Annotated in this window: 23 protein-coding genes; all 23 read left to right on the top strand. The window is 63.6% G+C overall.

The annotated features are described in order from the left end of the window. The first annotated feature begins 108 nt into the window (after positions 1–108). Positions 109–972 carry a MurR/RpiR family transcriptional regulator gene (locus tag I6E42_RS02805; protein WP_235370410.1) on the top strand — a complete coding sequence of 288 codons (864 nt, stop codon included), beginning with the start codon at positions 109–111 and terminating at the stop codon, positions 970–972. Beyond that, positions 969–2,240, top strand: a complete 1,272-nt coding sequence (locus tag I6E42_RS02800; protein ID WP_328284072.1) for a BaiN/RdsA family NAD(P)/FAD-dependent oxidoreductase — start codon at positions 969–971, stop codon at positions 2,238–2,240. Before I6E42_RS02805 ends, I6E42_RS02800 begins: the two co-directional genes overlap by 4 nt. Before the next feature lie 77 nt (positions 2,241–2,317). Further along, positions 2,318–2,989: a (d)CMP kinase gene (gene cmk / locus I6E42_RS02795; protein WP_235370408.1), complete on the top strand. Its 672-nt coding sequence runs from the start codon at positions 2,318–2,320 to the stop codon at positions 2,987–2,989. Then, positions 2,986–3,630, top strand: a complete 645-nt coding sequence (locus I6E42_RS02790) for a lysophospholipid acyltransferase family protein (protein WP_235370406.1) — start codon at positions 2,986–2,988, stop codon at positions 3,628–3,630. The genes cmk and I6E42_RS02790 overlap by 4 nt, the downstream gene beginning before the upstream one ends. Next, on the top strand, positions 3,627–5,573 hold the full coding sequence (locus I6E42_RS02785; protein ID WP_235370404.1) for a bifunctional 4-hydroxy-3-methylbut-2-enyl diphosphate reductase/30S ribosomal protein S1: 1,947 nt from the start codon (positions 3,627–3,629) through the stop codon (positions 5,571–5,573). The genes I6E42_RS02790 and I6E42_RS02785 overlap by 4 nt, the downstream gene beginning before the upstream one ends. A 292-nt stretch (positions 5,574–5,865) precedes the next feature. After that, entirely contained in the window at positions 5,866–6,345 is a 480-nt protein-coding gene (locus tag I6E42_RS02780) for a CarD family transcriptional regulator (protein WP_235370402.1), read from the top strand. A 99-nt stretch (positions 6,346–6,444) separates the two neighbouring features. Then, the gene (ispD, locus tag I6E42_RS02775; RefSeq protein ID WP_235370399.1) at positions 6,445–7,179 is read left to right on the top strand and encodes a 2-C-methyl-D-erythritol 4-phosphate cytidylyltransferase; all 735 of its coding nucleotides are present in this window, start codon (positions 6,445–6,447) and stop codon (positions 7,177–7,179) included. 1 nt (position 7,180) lies between these two features. Beyond that, positions 7,181–7,654, top strand: coding sequence for a 2-C-methyl-D-erythritol 2,4-cyclodiphosphate synthase (ispF, locus tag I6E42_RS02770; RefSeq protein WP_235370396.1), 474 nt, complete (start codon positions 7,181–7,183; stop codon positions 7,652–7,654). Positions 7,655–7,889: 235 nt separating this feature from the next. Then, positions 7,890–8,144, top strand: a complete 255-nt coding sequence (locus I6E42_RS02765) for a DUF3343 domain-containing protein (protein WP_235370390.1) — start codon at positions 7,890–7,892, stop codon at positions 8,142–8,144. Further along, the gene (locus I6E42_RS02760) at positions 8,141–9,265 is read left to right on the top strand and encodes an aminotransferase class V-fold PLP-dependent enzyme (protein ID WP_235370388.1); all 1,125 of its coding nucleotides are present in this window, start codon (positions 8,141–8,143) and stop codon (positions 9,263–9,265) included. The genes I6E42_RS02765 and I6E42_RS02760 overlap by 4 nt, the downstream gene beginning before the upstream one ends. Positions 9,266–9,607: 342 nt before the next feature. Beyond that, positions 9,608–10,486: a diadenylate cyclase CdaA gene (cdaA, locus tag I6E42_RS02755; protein ID WP_235370386.1), complete on the top strand. Its 879-nt coding sequence runs from the start codon at positions 9,608–9,610 to the stop codon at positions 10,484–10,486. Beyond that, entirely contained in the window at positions 10,483–11,715 is a 1,233-nt protein-coding gene (locus tag I6E42_RS02750; RefSeq protein ID WP_235370380.1) for a CdaR family protein, read from the top strand. The genes cdaA and I6E42_RS02750 overlap by 4 nt, the downstream gene beginning before the upstream one ends. A 37-nt stretch (positions 11,716–11,752) precedes the next feature. After that, entirely contained in the window at positions 11,753–12,175 is a 423-nt protein-coding gene (locus tag I6E42_RS02745; RefSeq protein WP_235370378.1) for a SoxR reducing system RseC family protein, read from the top strand. Between the two features lie 10 nt (positions 12,176–12,185). After that, positions 12,186–13,052, top strand: a complete 867-nt coding sequence (locus I6E42_RS02740) for a DUF5685 family protein (RefSeq protein WP_235370376.1) — start codon at positions 12,186–12,188, stop codon at positions 13,050–13,052. Further along, on the top strand, positions 13,049–13,651 hold the full coding sequence (locus tag I6E42_RS02735; protein WP_235370373.1) for a J domain-containing protein: 603 nt from the start codon (positions 13,049–13,051) through the stop codon (positions 13,649–13,651). The genes I6E42_RS02740 and I6E42_RS02735 overlap by 4 nt, the downstream gene beginning before the upstream one ends. 1 nt (position 13,652) lies before the next feature. Next, positions 13,653–14,195 carry a hypothetical protein gene (locus I6E42_RS02730; RefSeq protein ID WP_235370372.1) on the top strand — a complete coding sequence of 181 codons (543 nt, stop codon included), beginning with the start codon at positions 13,653–13,655 and terminating at the stop codon, positions 14,193–14,195. A 37-nt stretch (positions 14,196–14,232) separates the two neighbouring features. Next, positions 14,233–15,099, top strand: a complete 867-nt coding sequence (locus I6E42_RS02725; RefSeq protein WP_235370499.1) for a YicC/YloC family endoribonuclease — start codon at positions 14,233–14,235, stop codon at positions 15,097–15,099. 12 nt (positions 15,100–15,111) lie between these two features. Beyond that, positions 15,112–15,381, top strand: a complete 270-nt coding sequence (gene remA / locus I6E42_RS02720) for an extracellular matrix/biofilm regulator RemA (RefSeq protein ID WP_235370369.1) — start codon at positions 15,112–15,114, stop codon at positions 15,379–15,381. Further along, positions 15,372–15,986: a guanylate kinase gene (gmk, locus tag I6E42_RS02715; protein ID WP_235370367.1), complete on the top strand. Its 615-nt coding sequence runs from the start codon at positions 15,372–15,374 to the stop codon at positions 15,984–15,986. The genes remA and gmk overlap by 10 nt, the downstream gene beginning before the upstream one ends. A 73-nt stretch (positions 15,987–16,059) precedes the next feature. Beyond that, positions 16,060–16,254: a DNA-directed RNA polymerase subunit omega gene (gene rpoZ / locus I6E42_RS02710; protein WP_235370366.1), complete on the top strand. Its 195-nt coding sequence runs from the start codon at positions 16,060–16,062 to the stop codon at positions 16,252–16,254. A gap of 71 nt (positions 16,255–16,325) precedes the next feature. Continuing rightward, a complete protein-coding gene (gene priA, locus I6E42_RS02705) occupies positions 16,326–18,791 on the top strand; it encodes a replication restart helicase PriA (RefSeq protein ID WP_235370360.1) in 2,466 nt (821 codons plus the stop codon). Positions 18,792–18,818: 27 nt separating this feature from the next. After that, positions 18,819–19,316 (top strand): peptide deformylase, encoded by a 498-nt coding sequence (gene def, locus I6E42_RS02700; protein WP_235370358.1) that lies wholly within the window; start codon positions 18,819–18,821, stop codon positions 19,314–19,316. Continuing rightward, positions 19,313–20,233: a methionyl-tRNA formyltransferase gene (gene fmt, locus I6E42_RS02695; protein ID WP_235370356.1), complete on the top strand. Its 921-nt coding sequence runs from the start codon at positions 19,313–19,315 to the stop codon at positions 20,231–20,233. Before def ends, fmt begins: the two co-directional genes overlap by 4 nt. Positions 20,234–20,438 lie beyond the last annotated feature (205 nt).

Raw genomic sequence — 20,438 nt, 5'->3', positions numbered from 1 at the left:
AAAAATGAATTTCCTGCAAAAAGCCCTTGCATTTTATGGGAGAACAGAGTAAGATATACCCAGTGCCGGCCCCTGTGCAGGGCCGACAGATTGGGAGATGAAAAAGAAATGAATCATGATATCCTTGCGCTGATCCAGGAAAATATGCACACTTTTTCCAAGGGTCAAAAGAGGATCGCCAATTTTATCCTGGAGTCCTATGACAAGGCCGCCTTTATGACGGCCAGCCGCCTGGGCAAGAAGGTGGGGGTCAGTGAATCCACTGTTGTCCGCTTCGCCGCCGAGCTGGGCTATGACGGCTACCCGGATATGCAGAAATCCCTGCAAAAGATGATCCGGAACCGCCTCACCTCCGTCCAGCGCATCGAGGTGACCAACGACCGGATCGGAGACCAGGACCTGCTGGCCATGGTCCTCCAGTCGGATATGGAGAAGATCCGCCTGACCCTGGAGGAACTGGACCGGGCCGCCTTTGACAAGGCGGTGGACACCATTGTGTCCGCCCGGAAGATCTATATCATCGGCGTGCGGTCCTCCGCCGCCATCGCCACCTTCCTGTCCTTCTACTTCAACCTGATCTTCGACAACGTGGTGAAGGTGTCCGCCAACACCGCCAGCGAGGTCTTTGAGAACCTGCTCCGGGTGGGGGAGGGGGACGTGGTCATCGGCGTCAGCTTCCCCCGGTACTCCAGCCGTACCGTCCAGGCCATGAGCTTCGCCCGGGACCGGAAGGCCACCACCATCGCCATCACCGACAGTGAGGCTTCCCCCCTGGCCCCCATCTGCACTTACACGCTGAAGGCCCGCAGCGACATGGCCTCCTTTGTGGACTCCCTGGTGGCTCCCCTGTCTCTGGTCAACGCCCTGCTGGTGGCGGTGAGCCGGAAGAAGAATGACGATCTGGCCCACACCTTTGAGACCCTGGAGGGGATCTGGGACGAGTACGGCGTCTATGAGAAGGTGCAGGAGTGAGCGGCGCCCATTATGATCTGATCGTGGTGGGCGGCGGGGCCGCCGGCATGATGGCGGCCATCACCGCCGCTCGGATGGGTACGGAGGTCTGCCTCGTCGAGCGCAACCCCAAGGTGGGCCGCAAGCTGTATATCACCGGCAAGGGCCGGTGCAACGTGACCAACCACTGCACCCCGGAGGAGGCTCTGGCTGCCACTCCGCGGAACGGCCGCTTTTTGTACAGCGCCATGAGCCGTACCACCCCCGCCGCTGTGGAGGAATTTTTCACCAGCCTGGGGGTAGAGCTGAAGGTGGAGCGGGGCAACCGGGTATTCCCCAAGTCGGACAAGTCCGCCGACATCATCGACGCCCTGTTTCTGGAGCTGAAACGGCTGCGGGTGCCCATCCTCCAGGAGCGGGTCTCAGCGGTCTGCCTGCGGGACGGAGCGGTGTGCGCCGTGGAGATGGGAGAGGGCAAAAACCGGACCGGACTGAGCTGTAAGGCGGTTATCCTTGCCACAGGCGGAGCCTCCTATCCCGCCACCGGATCCACCGGAGACGGCTACCGGATGGCGGAGGAGCTGGGCCACACCATTGTGGAGCCCCGCCCCTCTCTGGTGCCCCTGGAGTCCCCGGATCCCTTCTGCGGGGAGATGCAGGGGCTGGCCCTGAAAAACGTGGTCTTGACGGTGCGGGGCCGAAAGGGTAAAATCGTATACCAGGAGCAGGGTGAGCTGTTGTTCACCCACTTTGGCATGTCCGGTCCCCTGGTCCTGTCCGCCAGCGCCCACATGCGGGACTTCGGCAAGGAGCAGTACGCCTGCTCCATCGATTTAAAGCCCGCCCTGGATGAGCAGACTCTGGACGCCCGCCTGGTGCGGGAGCTGGGGGAGAACGCCAACAAGGACATGGCCAACCTGATGGGGGCTCTGGTCCCCCGGCTGATGATCCCGGTGCTGCTGGCCCGGGCGGACATCCCCGGAGAGAAGAAGGCCCACGATATGACAAGAGGGGAGCGCCGGCGGCTGCTGGAGCTGCTCAAGCACTTCACCGTGGCGGTGTCCGGGCCCCGGCCCATCAGCGAGGCCATCATCACCTCCGGAGGGGTGAAAGTCTCGGAGGTGGACCCCAAGACCATGGCCTCCAAGAAGGCGGCGGGGCTGTACTTCGCCGGGGAACTGCTGGACGTGGACGCCTATACGGGCGGTTTCAACCTCCAGATCGCCTGGGCCACCGGACGGGCGGCGGGGGAGAGCGCCGCGGAATCTATCCGTGCCTCGGAAGGATAGGCTGGCCTCGCCGGCCGGGCGTCACTTTTCTTGTAAGAAAAGAATCCACAACTAACAACCATTGGAGTGATCACTGGATGAGAAGCGTTGCCATCGACGGCCCCGCCGGGGCCGGAAAGAGCACTCTGGCCAAACAGGCGGCCAAGGCGCTGGGATTTTTATATGTGGACACCGGGGCCATCTACCGCACCGTGGCCCTGAAGGCGGTACGGGCGGGGGCGGACCCCGTCGACCCGGCCCAGGTGGTCCCCCTGCTGGAGAACTTGGACCTGAGGATGGACTACGGCCCCGACGGGGAGCAGCGGATGTTCCTGGAGGGGGAGGATGTGTCCTCCGCCATCCGGGAGCATAAAATCTCCGGTCTGGCCTCCAAGGTGTCCGCCATCCCGGAGGTGCGGGCCTTTCTGCTGGACTTCCAGCGGAAGCTGGCCCGGGAGCACGACGTGCTCATGGATGGCCGGGACATCGGCACCGTGGTGTTGCCCCATGCCGACGTGAAGGTGTTCCTCACCGCCGCCCCCGAGGCCCGCGCCCGCCGGCGGCTCCGGGACCTGGAGCTGCGTGGCCAGCAGGCCGACTATGACACCGTCCTCCGGGACATCATCGCCCGGGACGAGCAGGACCGGAACCGCCCCATCGCCCCCCTGCGTCAGGCGGAGGACGCGGTGCTGCTTGACACCACCAATCTGGATCTGGCCGCGAGCCTGGAGGCTCTGCTGGCCATCATAAAGGAGAAGATCGACCTGTGAGCACGGAACTAGCCGCCCAGGAGGAGAGCCGCCGGGAGGACCGGCGGAAAGACGCCTGGTTTCATTTCCTGTATGCCGTTCTCTGGCCTATTTTGAATTTCATCCACCCTGTCCATGCCATCGGCCGGGAGAACATCCCCGACGGTCCGGCGGTCATCTGCCCCAACCACAGCACCATCGGCGACCCATTCTACGTGGTCTTCGCCTTCGGACGCAAATATCCCATGCGGGCCATGGCCAAGATCCAGATCATGCGGGTCCCCTTTGTGGGCTGGATCCTGGGGAAAGCCGGGGTCTTCGGCGTGGACCGAGGCCACGCGGACATGAAGGCGGTGAAGACCGCCCTGAAATGCCTGAAAGACGGCAACAAGCTGCTTATGTTCCCCGAGGGCACCCGGGTCCACGATGGGGAGGACGTGACCGCCAAGACGGGCGCCGCTATGTTCGCTACCCGGACGGGCGCGCCCCTGCTGCCTGTCTATATTCAGCGGAAGAAAAAGGTGTTTGGCCGGAACGTGGTGGTCATCGGAAAGCCCTACCACCCCGGGTACGCCGGACGGAAGCCCACCCCCGATGAGCTGGACGCCATTGTGGGCGACCTGATGGACCGGGTCCATAAGCTGGGGGAGGGCCGGGAATGAAGCTGGTCTTAGCCAAGTCCGCCGGGTTCTGCTACGGCGTGCGCCGGGCGGTGGAGCTGGCGGAGGAGACGGCGAAGCAGGGGGAACCTTGCGTGATGCTGGGTCCCATCATCCATAACCAGGACGTGATGGACCACCTGGCCAGCCAGGGATTGCGGGCAGTGGAGCGGCCCGAGGATGTCCCGGACGGCTCGGCGGTCATCATCCGCTCCCACGGGGAGAGCCGGGCGGTCCACGAGGGACTGGAGGCCCGGGGCGTCCGGGTCCTGGACGCCACCTGCCCCAACGTCACCCGCATCCACCAGATCGTGGCTCAGGCGGAGGAGCGGGGAAGACAGCCTATCATCGTGGGAACCCCCGACCATCCCGAGGTCCGGGCCATCGCCGGGTGGTGCCGCCATCCCGTGGTCCTCTCCGGGGAAAAAGACCTGGAAACCTGGCTGTCCCAAGGGCCGGAGCACCGTGGGCTGCCCCTCACTTTTGTGTCCCAAACCACCTCCACCAGGAAAATTTGGGACAGCTGCGTGAAAAAAGCAAAAAAAGAGTGTACAAACGCAGAATTTTTTGATACAATATGTGGAGCGACGTCCAAACGTCAGGAGGAGGCCCGTCAGCTGGCTGAAAAGTGCGGCATGATGGTGGTCATTGGGGACCGGAAAAGCTCCAATACCAAACGGCTCGCGGAGCTGTGCAGGGAGGTCTGTCCCGACGTCCGTCTCATCGAGCGGGCGGAGGATCTGGACCTGACCCACATTCCCCAGACGGAAACGATCGGCATCACGGCGGGCGCGTCCACGCCCGCGTGGATAATAAAGGAGGTCTATAACAAAATGAGCGATGAAATCATGGAGATCGAAAAATCCTTCGCGGAGCTGCTGGAGGAGTCGATCAAGCCTATCAATAATGGAGATAAGGTCACCGGCACCGTAGTGGCAATCACGCCCACTGAGATCCAGGTCGAGCTGGGCATCAAGTACCCCGGCTACATTCCCCTGTCCGAGCTGAGCGACGATCCCAACGTCAAGCCCGAGGACGTGGTCAAGGTGGGCGACGAGATCGAGAGCTATGTCATGCTGGTCAGTGACCGTGACTGCCTGGTCAAGCTGTCCAAGAAGCGTCTGGACATGGTCAAGGGCTGGGAGGAGATCGAGGCCGCCAAGGACAACGAGACCGTGGTGGAAGGCTTCGTCACCGAGGACAACAAGGGCGGCGTGGTCGTCTCCGTCAAGGGCATCCGCGTTTTCGTTCCCGCCTCCCAGACCGGCCTGCCCCGCGAGACTCCCATGAGCGAGCTGCTGAAGAAGAAGGTTCGCTTGGTCATCACCGAGGTCAACCGTGCCCGCCGCCGCGTGGTGGGCTCCATCAGCAAGGTCACCCGCGCCGAGCGGGCCGCCGCCGCTGAGAAGGTCTGGGCCGAGATCGAGGAAGGCAAGCACTACACCGGCACCGTGAAGTCCCTGACTTCCTACGGCGCTTTCGTGGACATCGGCGGCGTGGACGGCATGGTCCACATCTCCGAGCTGTCCTGGAGCCGCATCAAGCACCCCTCCGAGGTGGTCAAGGTGGGCGACACCGTGGACGTGTACGTCATCTCCGCCGACAAGGAGAAGAAGAAGATCTCCCTGGGCATGAAGGACCACAGCCAGGAGCCCTGGACCGTGTTTACCAGCACCTACCAGGTGGGCGACGTGGCCAACGTCCGCATTGTCAAGCTGATGACCTTCGGCGCCTTCGCCGAGGTAGTCCCCGGTGTGGACGGCCTGATCCACATCTCCCAGATCGCCGACCACCGCATCGACAAGCCCGGCGACGTGCTGGCTGAGGGCGATAAGGTGGACGTGAAGATCACCGACATCGACATGGAGAACAAGAAGATCTCCCTGTCCATCCGCGCTCTGCTGGAGGCTCCCGCCGCTGAGGAGGAGGCTGAGACTCAGGAGTAAGCAAATCCCATCAGGGTCCGGACGCTGCCGCGTCCGGACCCTTTTTGTTCCGCACGCCGCGGTTCTCCGAGAAGCGGTCTGTGGAGTTATCCGCATCTGCGGACCGGCGTATCCGCCTGCCTCCCTACCTCCGCCATACATTGTATCTTGATTGGTCAAAACCACGAGAATATGTAAAAAATGTGTGATTTTCGTTAAAATTCCCGAATTCCCTTGCACGTAAAAGTTTAAATGGTTATAATGAAGGGGAAAATATGGTGAGATAGGGGCTTTTGCGGACTGGAGGTGTCAAATGTCGTTCCAAATCGGGGATAAGGTGGTCCACCCCATGTACGGCGCCGGGATCTTGGAGAGCGTCGTGCAGAAGAAGGTGAGCGGTGTGACCCGGGAGTATTACATCATGAAGCTGCCTGAGCGCTCCATGGTGGTGATGATCCCGGTGGAAAACAGCGAGGAGATCGGGGTGCGTCCCGTGGTGGACCGGGCCCGGGCCGACGCGGTACTGGCGGCCATCCCAGGTATCCAGGTGGAGATGACCTCCAACTGGAACCACCGCTACCGGGAAAACATGGAACGGCTGAAAAGCGGCGACCTTCTGGAGGTGGCCCGGGTGGTCAAGGGCCTGACGGTCCGGGACACCGCCCGGGGCCTGTCCACCGGAGAGCGGAAGATGCTCCACTCCGCCCGGCAGATATTGATCTCTGAGCTGGTACTGTCCAAGAGCCTCAGCTATGAGGCGGTGGAACGGGAGCTGGACACCGCCTTGGCATAAGAAGACTGGAAATGAATACCCATACTGTGATGACAAAGGGCCAGGGGGGCCTTCGGGCTCCTTTGGCCTTGTAACTATTTTCCAACGGGAGGACATGATATGGCTGGACTGCTTTCCCTGTTTCAAAAGAAAAAGGCGGCTCCGGGGCTGTGCTCCGCGGTGATCGTGGCGGCGGGCTCGGCCCGGCGGATGGAGGGGATCGACAAGATCCTGGCGCCCCTGGGGGAACTGCCGGTGATCGTCCACACCCTGTACGCCTTTCAGGACTGCCCCGGGGTGGACGAGATCGTGGTGGTCACCCGGGAGGACCTGCTGGTGGAGATCAGCGGCCTCTGCAAGGATTACCGCCTGGACAAGGTGACCAAGGTGGTGGTGGGAGGTGCGGAGCGCATCCACTCGGTGCTGGCCGGCCTCCGGGAGGTGAATCCGGCGGCGGAGCTGATCGCCATCCACGACGGGGCCAGGCCCCTGGTGTCCCAGGAGGTGCTGAACGAGGTGGTGGCCCGGGGCTGGGCCACCGGGGCGGCGGCCCCCGCCGTACCTATCACCGACACCATTAAGCGGGAGGAGAACGGCCAGACGGTGGAGACGGTGGACCGGGAGCAGCTGCGGGCGGTCCAGACCCCCCAGGTCTTTGAGGCGGGGCTCATCCGGGCGGCGCTGGAGAAGGCGGTCCAGGACGGGGAGAGCCTCACCGACGACTGCGCCGCCGTGGAGCGGCTGGGGATGAGGGTGTCCCTCACCGCCGGGAGCCGGGAGAACATCAAGATCACCACGCCCTTTGACCTGCTGTTGGGGGAGGCCATCCTGGAAGGCCGCGCGAGAGGAGTATAACATGCGCATCGGACACGGATACGACGTACATAAGCTGGTGGAGGGCCGGAAGCTGATCCTGGGGGGAGTATATATCCCCTGGGAGAAGGGCCTACTGGGCCACTCCGACGCCGACGTGCTCACCCACGCCGTCATGGACGCCCTGCTGGGGGCCGCCGGGCTGGGGGACATCGGCCGGCACTTCCCCGACACCGACCCCGCCTACGCCGGGGCGGACAGCCTGGTCCTGCTGGACCACGTGGTGGGGCTGCTCCGGGCGCGGGGCTGGAAGGTGGGCAATGTGGACGCCACCATCCTGGCCCAGCGGCCCAAGCTGGCCCCGCATATCGGAAAAATGGGAGAGAATCTGGCTTCCCATATGGGTGTGGCGCCGGAGCAGGTCAATGTGAAGGCCACCACCGAGGAGGGACTGGGCTTCACCGGGGCCGGGGAGGGCATTGCCGCCCACGCGGTCTGCCTGCTGGAACGGGCGTAAGAACGGCCCCTGCGGTCCGGCCGGGAAGATGCGACCGGGCCCAGTTCAGGGAAGAATGTCCACGGGACGTTTACAGCTTCATATGGTACCAGGGCCTTCCGGTGTGCCGGAAGGCCCTCTCTTTTTGAGCACCGCCGCCGGGGCAGACGCATAGGATGGGGCAGAGAGGAGGGTTCTCTCAGGGCGGCCCCGGTGTCCCGGGCGCCGCCCCGCTGTACAGGAAAGGAACTGTGCTATGCTCTATTATCTCATCGTGTGCCGCTCCCTGACCGACGCCCAGCGGACCGCCGCCGCCCTGGAGCGGGCGGGGATCACGGCACGGGTCCTGCGCTCCCCCAAAAGCATCGCGGGGGAGGGGTGCAGCCACTCTGTAAAAGTCTCCCAGCGCAGTCTGCCGGACGCCCTGCGGGTATTGGAACGGGCGGCGCTGAGTCCCAAACGGATCTTCATCACTGCCGGAGACGGCAGCTATCAGGAGGTGGAACTGTGATCTATCTGGACAGTGCCGCCACCACGCTGCAAAAGCCGCCTGCCGTGGCCCGGGCGGCGGCAAATGCCATCAACCATCTGGCCAGTCCCGGACGAGGGGGACACCGCCCCGCCATGGCCGCCTCGGAGACAGCCTTCGCCTGCCGGGAGGAAGCGGCCGCCCTGTTCCACGTCACTTCGCCGGAGCAGGTGGTTTTTACCTTCAACGCCACCCATGGACTGAATATCGCCATCAAATCCCTGGTGAAGCCCAAAAACCGGGTGGTGATTTCCGGCTATGAGCACAACGCCGTGACCCGGCCCCTCCATGCGATCCCCGGGGTGGAGGTACGGGTGGCGGAAGGGCCGCTGTTTGACCAGGCTGCCATGGTGGAGTCCTTCCGACGGGAACTGGACCGGGGCGTGGACGCGGCGGTCTGCACTCATGTGTCCAACGTGTTCGGCTTCATACTTCCCCTGGAGGAGATCGCTGCCCTGTGCCGTGCGAAGGGAGTGCCGCTTATCGTGGACGCCGCCCAGTCGGCCGGGTGCCTTCCCCTGGACTTTCAGGCTCTGGGGGTTGCCTTTGTGGCCATGCCGGGACACAAGGGTCTGTTCGGCCCCCAGGGCACCGGACTGCTGCTCTGCGCCGGGGAAGCGGAGCCTCTGCTGGAGGGAGGGACGGGCAGCCAGTCCCTCAGCCAGACCATGCCTGAGTTTCTGCCTGATCGCCTGGAGGCGGGGACCCACAACATCACCGGCGTGGCCGGCCTGCTGGAGGGCATCCGTTTTGTGCGGCGGCAGGGGGTGGAAGAAATCGGCCGCCGGGAGAGCTGCCTGATCCGGAAGATGGGGGAGGGGCTGACCGCTTTGCCCGGACTTCGGGTGTTTCTCTCGGAGGACCCGGAGGCCCAGGGGGGCGTGCTGTCCTTCCTGATGGAGGGCCGGGACTGCGAGGAACTGGGGGAGGCCCTGGGCGACCGGGGATTCGCCCTGCGGGCAGGGCTCCACTGCGCCCCCCTGGCTCACCGGAGCGCCGGTACGCTGGAGACAGGGACCGTCCGGGCCAGCGTGTCCCCCTTCAACCGGGAGGGGGAGATCTGCCAGTTCCTCCGGGCCATGGAGGGGCTGAATAAACCATAGAGCCGGAATACCAACGCCGGTACCGCCGTCCCGACAGAGACGGCGGTATCCGTATGGGAAGAAGCAGCGGCCCCGGACCGGACCGCCGCCCGCGGGACAGGGACATGCCCGGGCAGGGCAGGAGGGCTCCGGGGACAATTGGGGATTGACAGAAACGGAAAACATTCCCCGAAAAATTCATGAAATTTTCATTTCCCGCTCCCTCTTTCATGTTGCCAATCCAGTCGGAATATCGTATAATATTATCTAATGGATAGGCTGCGAAGCGGCTGTCCCCGGGAAAACCGATCAGCCGGCGGGACAGAACGGCAGTCTGCGCGGAGAATGAAAGAGGTGAGTTCCATGTTGGAAACGGCCCAGATATTTATGCAGTCTCAGCTGCCTATGATCCGGCTGCGGATCTGGGACGTAGCGGATATTGCCATTCTCTCCTTCCTGATTTACAAGCTGCTGTGGATGCTGCGCAAGAGCAGTTCCGGGAGGGTCCTCCGGGGCATCCTGATGCTGATGCTGGCCATGTGGATCTCCTCGGAGATCCCCCTGACGGCCACCAGCTTTCTGCTGAACCTGGTGGTGGAATACGGCCTTCTGGTGCTGGTCATCCTGTTCCAGCCGGAGCTGCGCCGCTTGCTGGAGCGGGTGGGCAGCAGCCGTTTGGGCTTGGTATTCACGTCCAACAAGGCCACCCCCATGGACCTGGAATCCGCCATCACTGAGACCACCGCCGCTTACACCGACATGTCACGGGACAAGGTGGGGGCCCTGATGGTCTTTGAGCGGCAGAATCTGCTGGACGATGTGATCAAGACGGGGACCGCCCTGGACTGTGCGGTATCCAGTGAGCTTTTAAAGAATATTTTCTGGAACAAGGCTCCCCTCCACGACGGCGCTGTCATCGTGCGGGAGGGCCGTATTGTGGGCGCGGGCTGTATGCTGCCCCTGTCCGGCAACGTGAATCTGAGCCGGGACCTGGGCATGCGCCACCGGGCCGGCATCGGCATGAGCGAGCACTCCGACGCGGTGGTGGTCATCGTCTCTGAGGAGACGGGCTCCATCTCCGCCGCCGTGGGCGGGATGCTCAAGCGGCACCTGGCCCCTGAGACCCTGGAGCGCCTGCTGCGCAACGAGCTGCTCAGCGACAGCCAGGAGGAGAAGAAAAACGGGCAGAGCCAGCTGGTCAACCTGATCCTGGGCCGGAGCCGGAAGGAGGATCAGACATGATGGAACAACTTCGGGAAAGCAAGTGGGTCTATGTGCTGATCTCCGTGGCCCTGGCGATCACGTTCTGGCTCTATGTCCGGGCGGAACAGGACCCCATGGACGACAGTTGGCTCTATAACATCCCTGTCCAGACAACGGGGAGCACGGTGCTCACCCGTCAGGGACTGACGGTGGCGGAATTGTCCGCCGACACAGTCAACCTGAAGGTGGAGGGCCCCACCAGCGTGCTGGATGACCTGATCCGGAACCGGAAGGATATCTACGTGACCGTGGATGTATCCAAGTGCGTGGAGGGGGAGAACAAGCTGCTCTACACCCCGGTGTACCCCAGCAATGTGAACACAGAGAAGTTGGTCACCACCAACCGGAACCCGGATTCCATTACCGTCACCGTGGAAAAGCTGTACACCAAGACCTTCACCGTGGAGTTCCAGCTCAAGGGCAAGGTGGCCAAGGGATACCAGGCCGGTACCCCCGCCATCAGCCCGGAGACCGTGGTGGTCAGCGGCGCGGTGGAGCAGGTGAGCCGGGTGGCCAAAGTAGTGGCCATTCTGGAGGACGAGCAGTTGGATGAGCGGTTTGCCGGCGACCTGCCCCTGACCCTGCTGGACGCCTCCGGCGAGGTGCTGGAGGGCATGGAGATCACGCTGGACACCAGCTCCGCCTATGTGGTCTTGCCGGTGGTGGTTGTCAAGGAGATTCCCTTGACGGTGAATTTCCAGACCGGCGGCGGCGCCACCGAGGATGACATCAAGTATGAGATCGATCCCAAGACCATCACGGTCTCGGGGGCCGAGGAGGACCTGCGGGACCTGACGGAGATCTCCCTGGGCAGCGTGGACCTGGCCAAGGTGATCGGCACCAACTCCATCGTCCGGCCCATCGACCTGGATCCCAGTCTGGAGAACGTCAGCGGCATCACCCAGGCTACCGTTAAGGTGACGGTCAGCGGACTTTCCACCCGCACCTTTGATGTGGACAACATCATTCTGTCCAACGTGCCCGAGGGATACACGGTGACCTCCGCCACCCAGGTACGGACCGTGGTGGTCCGGGGCAAGGAGAAGGACCTGGCCACGGTGGACGCCAGCCAGTTGCGCATTGTGGCCGACATGTCGGAGATCACAACGGTGGGGACCTATTCCATTCCCGTGAAGGTCTATCTGGACGCCAGCAGTTCGGTGGGTGTCATCGGAGAGTATTCCATTGTGGTCAATATCAGCAGGTAGCCGGAAACGCGGCCCTGCCTGGAGGAAAACATCAGCTATGGTTCAAAACGCAATTGTGAAGAAGATCGTGGGGGATGGAGTGGTCCAGGTCTCCCTCCTGCGGCAGATGGAGTGTGGACTCCACTGTGACGGTGCCTGCGCCGGCTGCGGGCAGAAGCCCAAGGAGGAGATCCTGGCCCTGGCCAGCAATTCCGTGGGCGCGGTCCCCGGCAGCGTGGTGGAGGTGGAGCCGGTGGACGGCCACAACATCATGACTTCCGTCATCGTGTTCCTGCTGCCCTGCCTGGGTCTGGGCCTTGGCTATGTCCTGGGTCAGAGCCTGCTGGGCCTGGGAGATATGGCGGCGCTGGGAACGGCGGTCCTGGGCCTGGTGGCGGGCTTTGTGCCCGCCGTGCTGGCCAACCGGGCCATCACACGCCGTCAGGCTCCCGAGTTCCGCATCCTGAAGCTGCTGGGCTGAGGACGGCTGGGTGTTCGGCTATGTGCGTCCCCTGCGTCAGGAGCTGAAGTGCCGGGACTTCGACCTGTACCGGGCCACTTACTGTGGCCTGTGCCGGTGTCTGCGCCGGCGGTACGGTCCGGTAGCCCCCATGTTCCTGAACTTTGATTTTACTTTCCTCGCCCTGTTGCTGTGGCAGCCGGAGAATACCTTTACCCCTTGCCGGGGCCGGTGCCACGCCAATCCCCTGGTCCAAAAGCCCATGTGCCCTGACAGCCCCGCCCTGGAGCTGGCGGCGGACGAGAGTATCATTCTGGCCTGGTGGAAGCTGAGGGACTCGGTCCGGGATGAGGAATTTTGGGAAGGGATGTCCGCCCAGGCCCTGTCCGGACTGCTCTATCCCGCCTACCGGAAGGCGGCGGGGCTGCGGCCTGAATTTGACCGGGCGGTGCAAGGAAGCCTGGAGGAGCTGACCGCCCTGGAGACAGAACAGTGCGCCTCCCTGGACCGGACGGCGGATACCTTCGCCCGCCTGCTCCGGTCGGCGGCCCCGTCTTCTGATCCCAGAAGCCGGGTGCTGGAGCAGCTGCTCTACCACCTGGGCCGTTGGATCTACCTCATCGACGCCCGGGATGACCTGGCGGAGGACCGGGAGGCGGACCGCTATAATCCGGTAGCGGCCCGGTACGGACCGGAAGGGGATGACCAGGCCCTGAAGCTGACCCTGGACCACTCCCTGGAACTGATGGGGGCGGCCCTGCAATTGGGGGACTTCGGGTGCAGGACCCCGGTTTTGGAAAATGTTGTATACCTGGGCCTGCCCCTGGTACAGCGGGCCGTCTTTGACGGCAGCTGGGCTCAGATCAAAAAACAAAAGATATGGAGAAACGGCCAATGAAAGATCCTTACAGCGTCCTGGGCGTCAGTCAGAACGCCAGCGACGAGGAAGTGAAGAAGGCGTACCGGGAGCTGGCCCGGAAATACCATCCGGACAACTACCAGAACAATCCTCTGGCCGATCTGGCTGAGGAGAAGATGAAGGAGATCAACGAGGCCTACGACGCCATCACCAAGCAGCGCGCCGGAGGGGGCGGCTACCAGCAGCAGTCCTCCGGGAGCTATGGCGGCTACGCCCAGCAGCAGAGAAGCTACTCCTCCAACAACCCCACCTACGCCCGGGTGCGCAACCTCATCAACGCCGGGGACCTGGGGACGGCGGAGCGGCTGCTCTACGAGGTAGGGCAGAAGGACGGGGAGTGGTACTTCCTGTCCGGCAGCATCGCCTACCGGAAGGGCTGGCTGGACGAGGCCATGCAGAATTACACCCTGGCCGTCCAGATGGAGCCGAGCAACATGGAATACCGTCAGGCCCTGAATATGATGCAGCAGCGGGGCGGAGGCTACCGCCCCTATGGATACACCAACACGGTGGACGGCCTGGACTGCTGTACCACCATGCTGTGCCTGAACTGCCTGTGCGGAGGAGGCCACTGTTAACATGGCGAATGCGCCGTTTTCAAAGGGAAGCGGACGGACCGCCCTGGGGGGCGTGCTGGCCGCCGGAAGTCTGGCTATACTGTGGTTGGCCTGTCTGGCGCCGTCGGGACGGATGGGGCTCACCGCCGTGGCGGGGCTGTTTCCCGTGGCCGGGGTGCTGGCCGCGGGGAGAGGCATGGGCTACCTGTGCTGGGCGGCGGCGGGCCTGTTGGGCCTGGTCCTGCTGCCTGACAAGGGCGTGCCGGTCCTGTACCTGATCTTTCTGGGGATCTATCCCGTGATAAAGAGCCGGATCGAGGCCATCCGCCGCCGTCCGGTGGAGTGGGTGCTGAAGCTGGCCTTCTTCAACGCCGCCTTGACCATCGCCTGGTTTGTCCTGCGTGGGCTGCTTCTGCCCCATCTGCCGCCCTGGCTGGGCGAGCGGGGCGTGTTGCTCGGTGTGTTGGGCAACCTGGTCTTTCTGGCCTATGATTTCGGATTATCCAAGCTCATCGCTCTGCTGTTGACCCGGCTGGGTCCGGGCCGGCGGGCGGGTCCATATTGATCATCACATAAGGAGAGTGACCACTTTGGTCAAAAGCATGACAGGGTACGGCCGGGCGGAGGAGACCGTCAACGGCTGTACCATCACCGTGGAGCTGCGCTCCGTCAATAACCGCTATCTGGACTGCAGCGTCCGCATCCCCCGGCTGTACCTCTTCGCGGAGGACGCCATCAAATCAAGAGTCCAGAACACCATTTCCCGGGGAAAGGTGGACGTGTTCGTCACCTTGGACAACGCCGGGGCCGACAAGGTCCAGGTGTCCGTGAACAAGCCGGTGGCCGACGGCTACTACGCCGCCCTGACGAAGCTGGCGGAGGAGTACCACCTGTCCAACGACATCTCCGTCTCTCTGCTGTCCCGGTTCCCCGACGTCCTGCTGGCCGAGAAGGCGGAGGAAGACGTGGAGCAGATGGCCAAGGACATCTGTTCCGTTTTGGACCGGGCTCTGGCTGACTTCGACCAGATGCGCACCCGGGAGGGAGAGCGGCTCCGGGACGACATCCTGTCCCGGGCCGAGACCATTGAGTCCAAGGTGGCCCTGGTGGAGGAGCGCTCCCCCCAGACCGTGTCGGAATACCGCGCCCGGCTGGAGGCCAAGATGAACGAGGTCCTAGCCAACACCCAGATCGACCCCGCCCGCATCCTCACGGAAGCCGCCATCTTCGCGGACAAGATCGCCGTGGACGAGGAGACGGTCCGCCTGCGCAGCCATATCGGCCAGCTCCGGGAGATGCTGGCCAAGGGCGGCGCCACCGGACGGAAGCTGGATTTCCTCATCCAGGAGTTTAACCGGGAGGCCAATACCATCGGCTCCAAGTGCAGCGACATCGAGATCGCCCGCCATGTGGTGGACATCAAGGCCGAGATCGAGAAGATTCGGGAACAGGTCCAGAACATTGAGTAAGGGGGAACTCCGGTGAAGCTTATCAACATCGGGTTTGGCAACCTGGTTTCTCCCCAGCGGCTGATCGCCGTGGTCAGCCCGGAGTCCGCTCCCATCAAGCGTATGGTCCAGGAGGCGCGGGACCGGGGGATGCTCATCGACGCCACCTACGGACGGCGCACCCGCGCTGTTCTGGTCATGGATAACGACCATCTGGTACTGTCCGCCCTCCAGCCCGAGACGGTGGCCAACCGCCTGTCCGGGGAGCCGGCGGACGGGGAGGAGGAAGAAGAATGGCAGTAAAGAAGAAAGACAAGGGGCAGCTCATTGTCCTGTCCGGCCCCTCCGGCGTGGGCAAGAGCACCGTCATTGCCGAGCTGATGGGCCAGCGGTCCAACCTGTACTTTTCCGTCTCCTACACCACCCGGAAGCCCCGGGTGGGGGAGCAGAACGGGGTAAACTACAACTTTGTGGACCGTACGGAGTTCGAGCGGATGATCGCCGACGACGAGCTGCTGGAGTATGCCGAGTATGTGGACAACTACTACGGCACCTCCTTGAAGGCTATCCGGGAGCGGCTGGAGGCCGGGGTGGACGTGCTGCTGGACATCGAGGTCCAGGGCGCGGCCAAGGTCCGGGCCCGGTGTCCCGAGGCGCTGCTCATCTTCATTATCCCGCCCTCCTTTGAGGAACTGTCCCGCCGCCTCCACGGCCGGAACACGGACAGCGAGGATGTGATCGCCGGCCGGCTGGAGAAGGCGCGGCTGGAGTTCCGGGAGATCCCCAACTACGACTACCTGGTCATCAACGACAAGGTGTCCAACGCCGTGGAGGAGATCGAGGCCATCCTCACCGCGGCCGAGTGCCAGGTGGAGAACCGCCGGGACATTCTGTCCCAGTTTATCTGATGCCTGCGGGGGACGATCCCGTTTGGAGCGGTCCCCGAAGTTATTTTGAATGGAAAAGAAGGAGTCTTGCACTATGATGCTCTATCCCGCTATGAAAGACCTGCTGAAGAAGGTGCCCAGCCGCTATGAGCTGGTGAACGTGGTGGCCTGCCGGGCCCGTCAGATCGCCAGTGAGGCCGAGGCCGCCGGCGAGCCCCTGGATGACAAGCCCGTCAGCATCGCCATCCGTGAGGTGGCCGAGGGCAAGCTGGACGACAAACTGCAATAAGGAGCAAAACAAGCGAAGGGATCCCCCTGCGCTTGTTTTGGTTTTTCCGAATATAAGGGAGGAAGAAAACATTGGGGCGCAAGGTGGCGAAAGTCGCGGTATCCAAGGCGATCTACGCCATTGACAAGCCGTATGACTATCTGGTCCCCCGGGAGCTGGAGGACAGCCTGGGACCCGGCGTGCGGGTGCTGGTCCCCTTCGGGTCGGGCAACCGGGGCTCTGACGGCATCGTCCTGTCTGTCTGTGAGGAGCAGGGCGCGGGTCAGAATCTGAAGGAGATCCGGGCCCAGCTGGACCAGACTCCGGTGCTGGACCACAAGGCCATCCAGCTGGCCCTTTGGATGCGGGAGCGGTACTTCTGTACCCTCTATGACTGCGTCAAGGCCATGCTCCCCGCGGGGCTGTACTTCTCCCTGCGGGACTGTGTGTCCCTGGTCCGCCCGGCAGACCGGGAGGGGAACTACGCCGCCGCTGAAGGTGTGTTCGGGGGGAGCAAGCTCCTGGACCTGCTCTACGGCTGGGGCGGGCAAGGGGAGATGGAGCAGATCCGTCTGGCCTTTGGGACCAGGGACCCCAACCCCGTCATCCACAGGCTGGCGGAACAGGGAATCGTGGCCCTGGAGACCAGCACCCAGCGGGGGGTGGGGGACAAGACGGAGAAGGTGGCCGTCCTGGCCGTCCCGGCGGAGGAAGCCATGGCCGTGGTGACCCCGCGGCGGAAGTCCGCCCCCCTGCGCTATGCCGTCACCGAACTGCTGTGCACCCTGGGAGCCGCCTCCGCCAAGGAGCTTTGCTACTTCACCGGGGCCTCCATGCCCACGGTCAAGTCCCTGGAAAAAAGCGGTATTCTTACCCTGGAAAAGCAGGAGGTCTTCCGCCGCGTCCCCACCGGGGAGGTGGAGCCGGCGCCCCCTCCGGTGCTGAACGGGGAGCAGCAGGCGGCCTTTGAGGGTCTGCTGGCCCTGACCCGGACCGGAAAGCCCGCCGCCGCCCTCCTGTACGGCGTCACCGGCAGCGGCAAGACACAGGTTTACATCCGCCTGATCCAGGAGATGCTGGCCCAGGGGCGCAAGGCCCTGGTGCTGGTGCCGGAGATCGTTCTGACGCCGCAGCTGTTAAGGATATTTGCTTCCCACTTCGGCGACAAGATCGCTGTGCTCCACAGCTCTCTCCGGGCGGGAGAGCGGTACGACGAGTGGAAGCGGGCCAGAAATGGGGACGCCTGTGTGGTCATCGGGACCCGGTCGGCGGTCTTTGCCCCGCTGGACGATCTGGGCCTGATCATTCTGGATGAGGAGCAGGAAAACAGCTATAAGTCGGAAAACGTTCCCCGCTACCACGCCCGGGATGTGGCCAAGTACCGCTGCGTCCAGCATAAGGCCCTGCTGGTGCTGGGCTCCGCCACCCCTTCGGTGGAGACCATGTACCAGGCGGAGGAGGGCTCCTTCCACCTGTTCCGGCTGAAAAACCGCTACAATCAGAAGGCGCTGCCCCAGGTCCTCATTGCGGACATGAAGGAGGAGCTGCGCCGGGGAAACGACACCACCATCAGCTCCGTGCTGAAAGAGGAGCTTCAGGCCAACCTGTACCGGGGGGAGCAGTCCATTCTGTTTCTGAACCGCCGGGGGGCCAACCGAATGGTGTCCTGTGGGGAGTGCGGCGCGGTGCCCGAGTGCCCCCGGTGCTCCGTTAAACTGACCTACCATTCGGCCAACGGGCGGCTCATGTGCCACCACTGCGGCTATTCCCAGCCCCTGCCCCGGGCCTGTCCCGTCTGCGGGGGTCTGCTGAACTTCATCGGAGTGGGGACCCAACGGGTCCAGGAGGAGCTGGAAGAGCTGTTTCCCGGCGTGGAGGTCCTGCGGATGGACACGGACACTGTCACCGCCGCCAACCCCCACGAAAAGCTGCTGGACCACTTCCGCAAGGACAAGGTGCCCATTCTGGTGGGCACCCAGATGGTGGCCAAGGGGCTGGATTTTGAAAATGTGACCCTGGTGGGGGTGATCGCCCCCGACCTGTCCCTGTACGTGGACGACTTCCGGGCGGGGGAGCGGACCTTCTCCCTGCTGACTCAGGTGGTGGGCCGGGCCGGCCGGGGCGAGAAGCAGGGCCGTGCGGTCATCCAGACCTATACGCCCGACAACGATGTGATCCGGTTTGCCGCCCGCCAGGACTATGGCCGGTTCTACGAGACGGAGATCCAGCTCCGGAAGCTGCGGAGCTGCCCGCCCTTCTCCGACGTGGTGGTCATTACCGCCTCGGGACCGGAGGAAGGGGCGGTGCTCCGGTGCTGCGTCCGCCTGCGTCAGGCCCTGGAGAACGGACTGGGACGGCGGGGAGGCTGGCAGATCTTGGGCCCCGCTCCGGCGGCAGTGGCCCGGGTGAACAACCGCTGGCGCTACCGTCTGACCCTCACAGGCAAGAACGATAAAGAAAGCAGGGCCCTTATCGCCCACCTGCTTCGGGCGGCCCATCAGGATAAGGAAAACCGCGGGGTGTCGGTCTACGCGGACCTGGACCCCTATCAAAGCTGAATTTTTACCACATGGAGGAGAATGATTATGGCGATCCGTACCATTATTACCGGGGATGACCCGGTGCTAAACAAAGCCTGCCACCCCGTCACCAAGTTTGACGGCAAGCTGGCCGACCTGCTGGATGACATGCGGGAGACCCTGACCCAGGCCAACGGCGTGGGGCTGGCCGCCCCCCAGGTGGGCATCCTTCGCCGCGTTGTGCTGGTGGTCAACGGGGAGGGGGAGATGCTAGAGCTGGTCAACCCCGAGATCCTGGCCCAGAAGGGAGAACAGGACGGTCTGGAGGGCTGCCTCTCCGTCCCCGGCATGTGGGGCTATGTGAAGCGCCCCGAGTGGGTGCGGGTGAAGGCCCAGGACCGGAACGGGAACTGGTTTGAGACGGAGGGCACCGGACTCACCGCCCGCTGCTTCTGTCATGAGCTGGCCCATCTGGACGGCCATCTGTACACCGAGCTTTGTGAAAAGCTCTATACCAGTGAGGAACTGGACCAGATGATGGAGGAGCAGGAGGCGGACCGATGAGGATCGTCTTCATGGGCACCCCCGATTTTGCCGTGCCCTCTCTGGAGGCGCTGATCGCCGCGGGACATGAGGTCTGCGGGGTATTCAGCCAGCCGGACAAGCCTGTGGGCCGGCACCAGAACAAGCTGAAGCCCACTCCCGTGAAGGAGTGCGCCCTGGCCCATAACATCCCTGTGTTTCAGCCTGCCAGGCTGCGGGACGGGGCGGCCCTAGCCCAGCTGAAGAAATTGGCCCCTGAGCTCATCGTTGTGGCGGCTTATGGCCGTCTCCTGCCCGATGAGATCTTGGCGCTGCCGCCCAAGGGCTGCATCAATGTCCACTCCTCTCTGCTGCCCAAGTACCGGGGCTCCGCACCCATCCACTGGGCGGTGGTCAACGGGGACAAGGAGACAGGCGTGACCATCATGGACGTGGTGAAGGAGCTGGACGGGGGCGACATTCTGGCCCAGGCCAGTACCCCCATCGGACCGGATGAACTGGTGGAGGCCGTCCACGACCGGCTGGCCGCTCTGGGCGGAGAGCTGTTGGTGAAGACGGTGGCTCAGATCGAGGCGGGGACTGTCCGCCGGACCCCCCAGGACCTGGCCCAGGTCACCTACGCCCCCATGCTGTCCCGGGAGCTGTCGCCCATCGACTGGAGCCAGAGCGCCTGGGCGATCCACAACAAGATCCGGGGGCTGAACCCCTGGCCCGCCACCTCCACCGACGTGATCTCCGGGGATACGGTGAAGCTCTACCGCTCCGCGGTGCCGGGAAAAGCTGTCTCTGCCGCGCCCGGGACCATCGTGGCCGCCGGAAAGGACGGCATCGACATCGCCTGCGGGGATGGGCAGGTCCTCCGGGTACTGGAACTCCAGGCGCCCGGCAGCCGCCGCATGTCCGCCGCCGATTACCTCCGTGGCCACCCGCTTTCTTGAAAGAAAGCGGGGCAAAGAACTTTGTGCGAAACTGCGTTTCGCCTCGGACGGCGCTGGAGGAGTATTGCTTTTGAATGGCGCAGGAAGACGGCTTGTCGTGTCCGGGTTCCGGCATATGTCGGATGTTTGCGCCGGTAGGGCGGGGGCTTGCCCCCGCCGAATGCGGGTAGCCATATGGGGCCGCTCCTACGGGCCGTAGGGGCGC

Source organism: Pseudoflavonifractor phocaeensis, assembly GCF_021531815.1.
In the GTDB taxonomy this organism is placed as follows: domain Bacteria; phylum Bacillota; class Clostridia; order Oscillospirales; family Oscillospiraceae; genus Lawsonibacter; species Lawsonibacter phocaeensis_A.
This window is presented reverse-complemented; position numbering and strand designations above follow the sequence as displayed.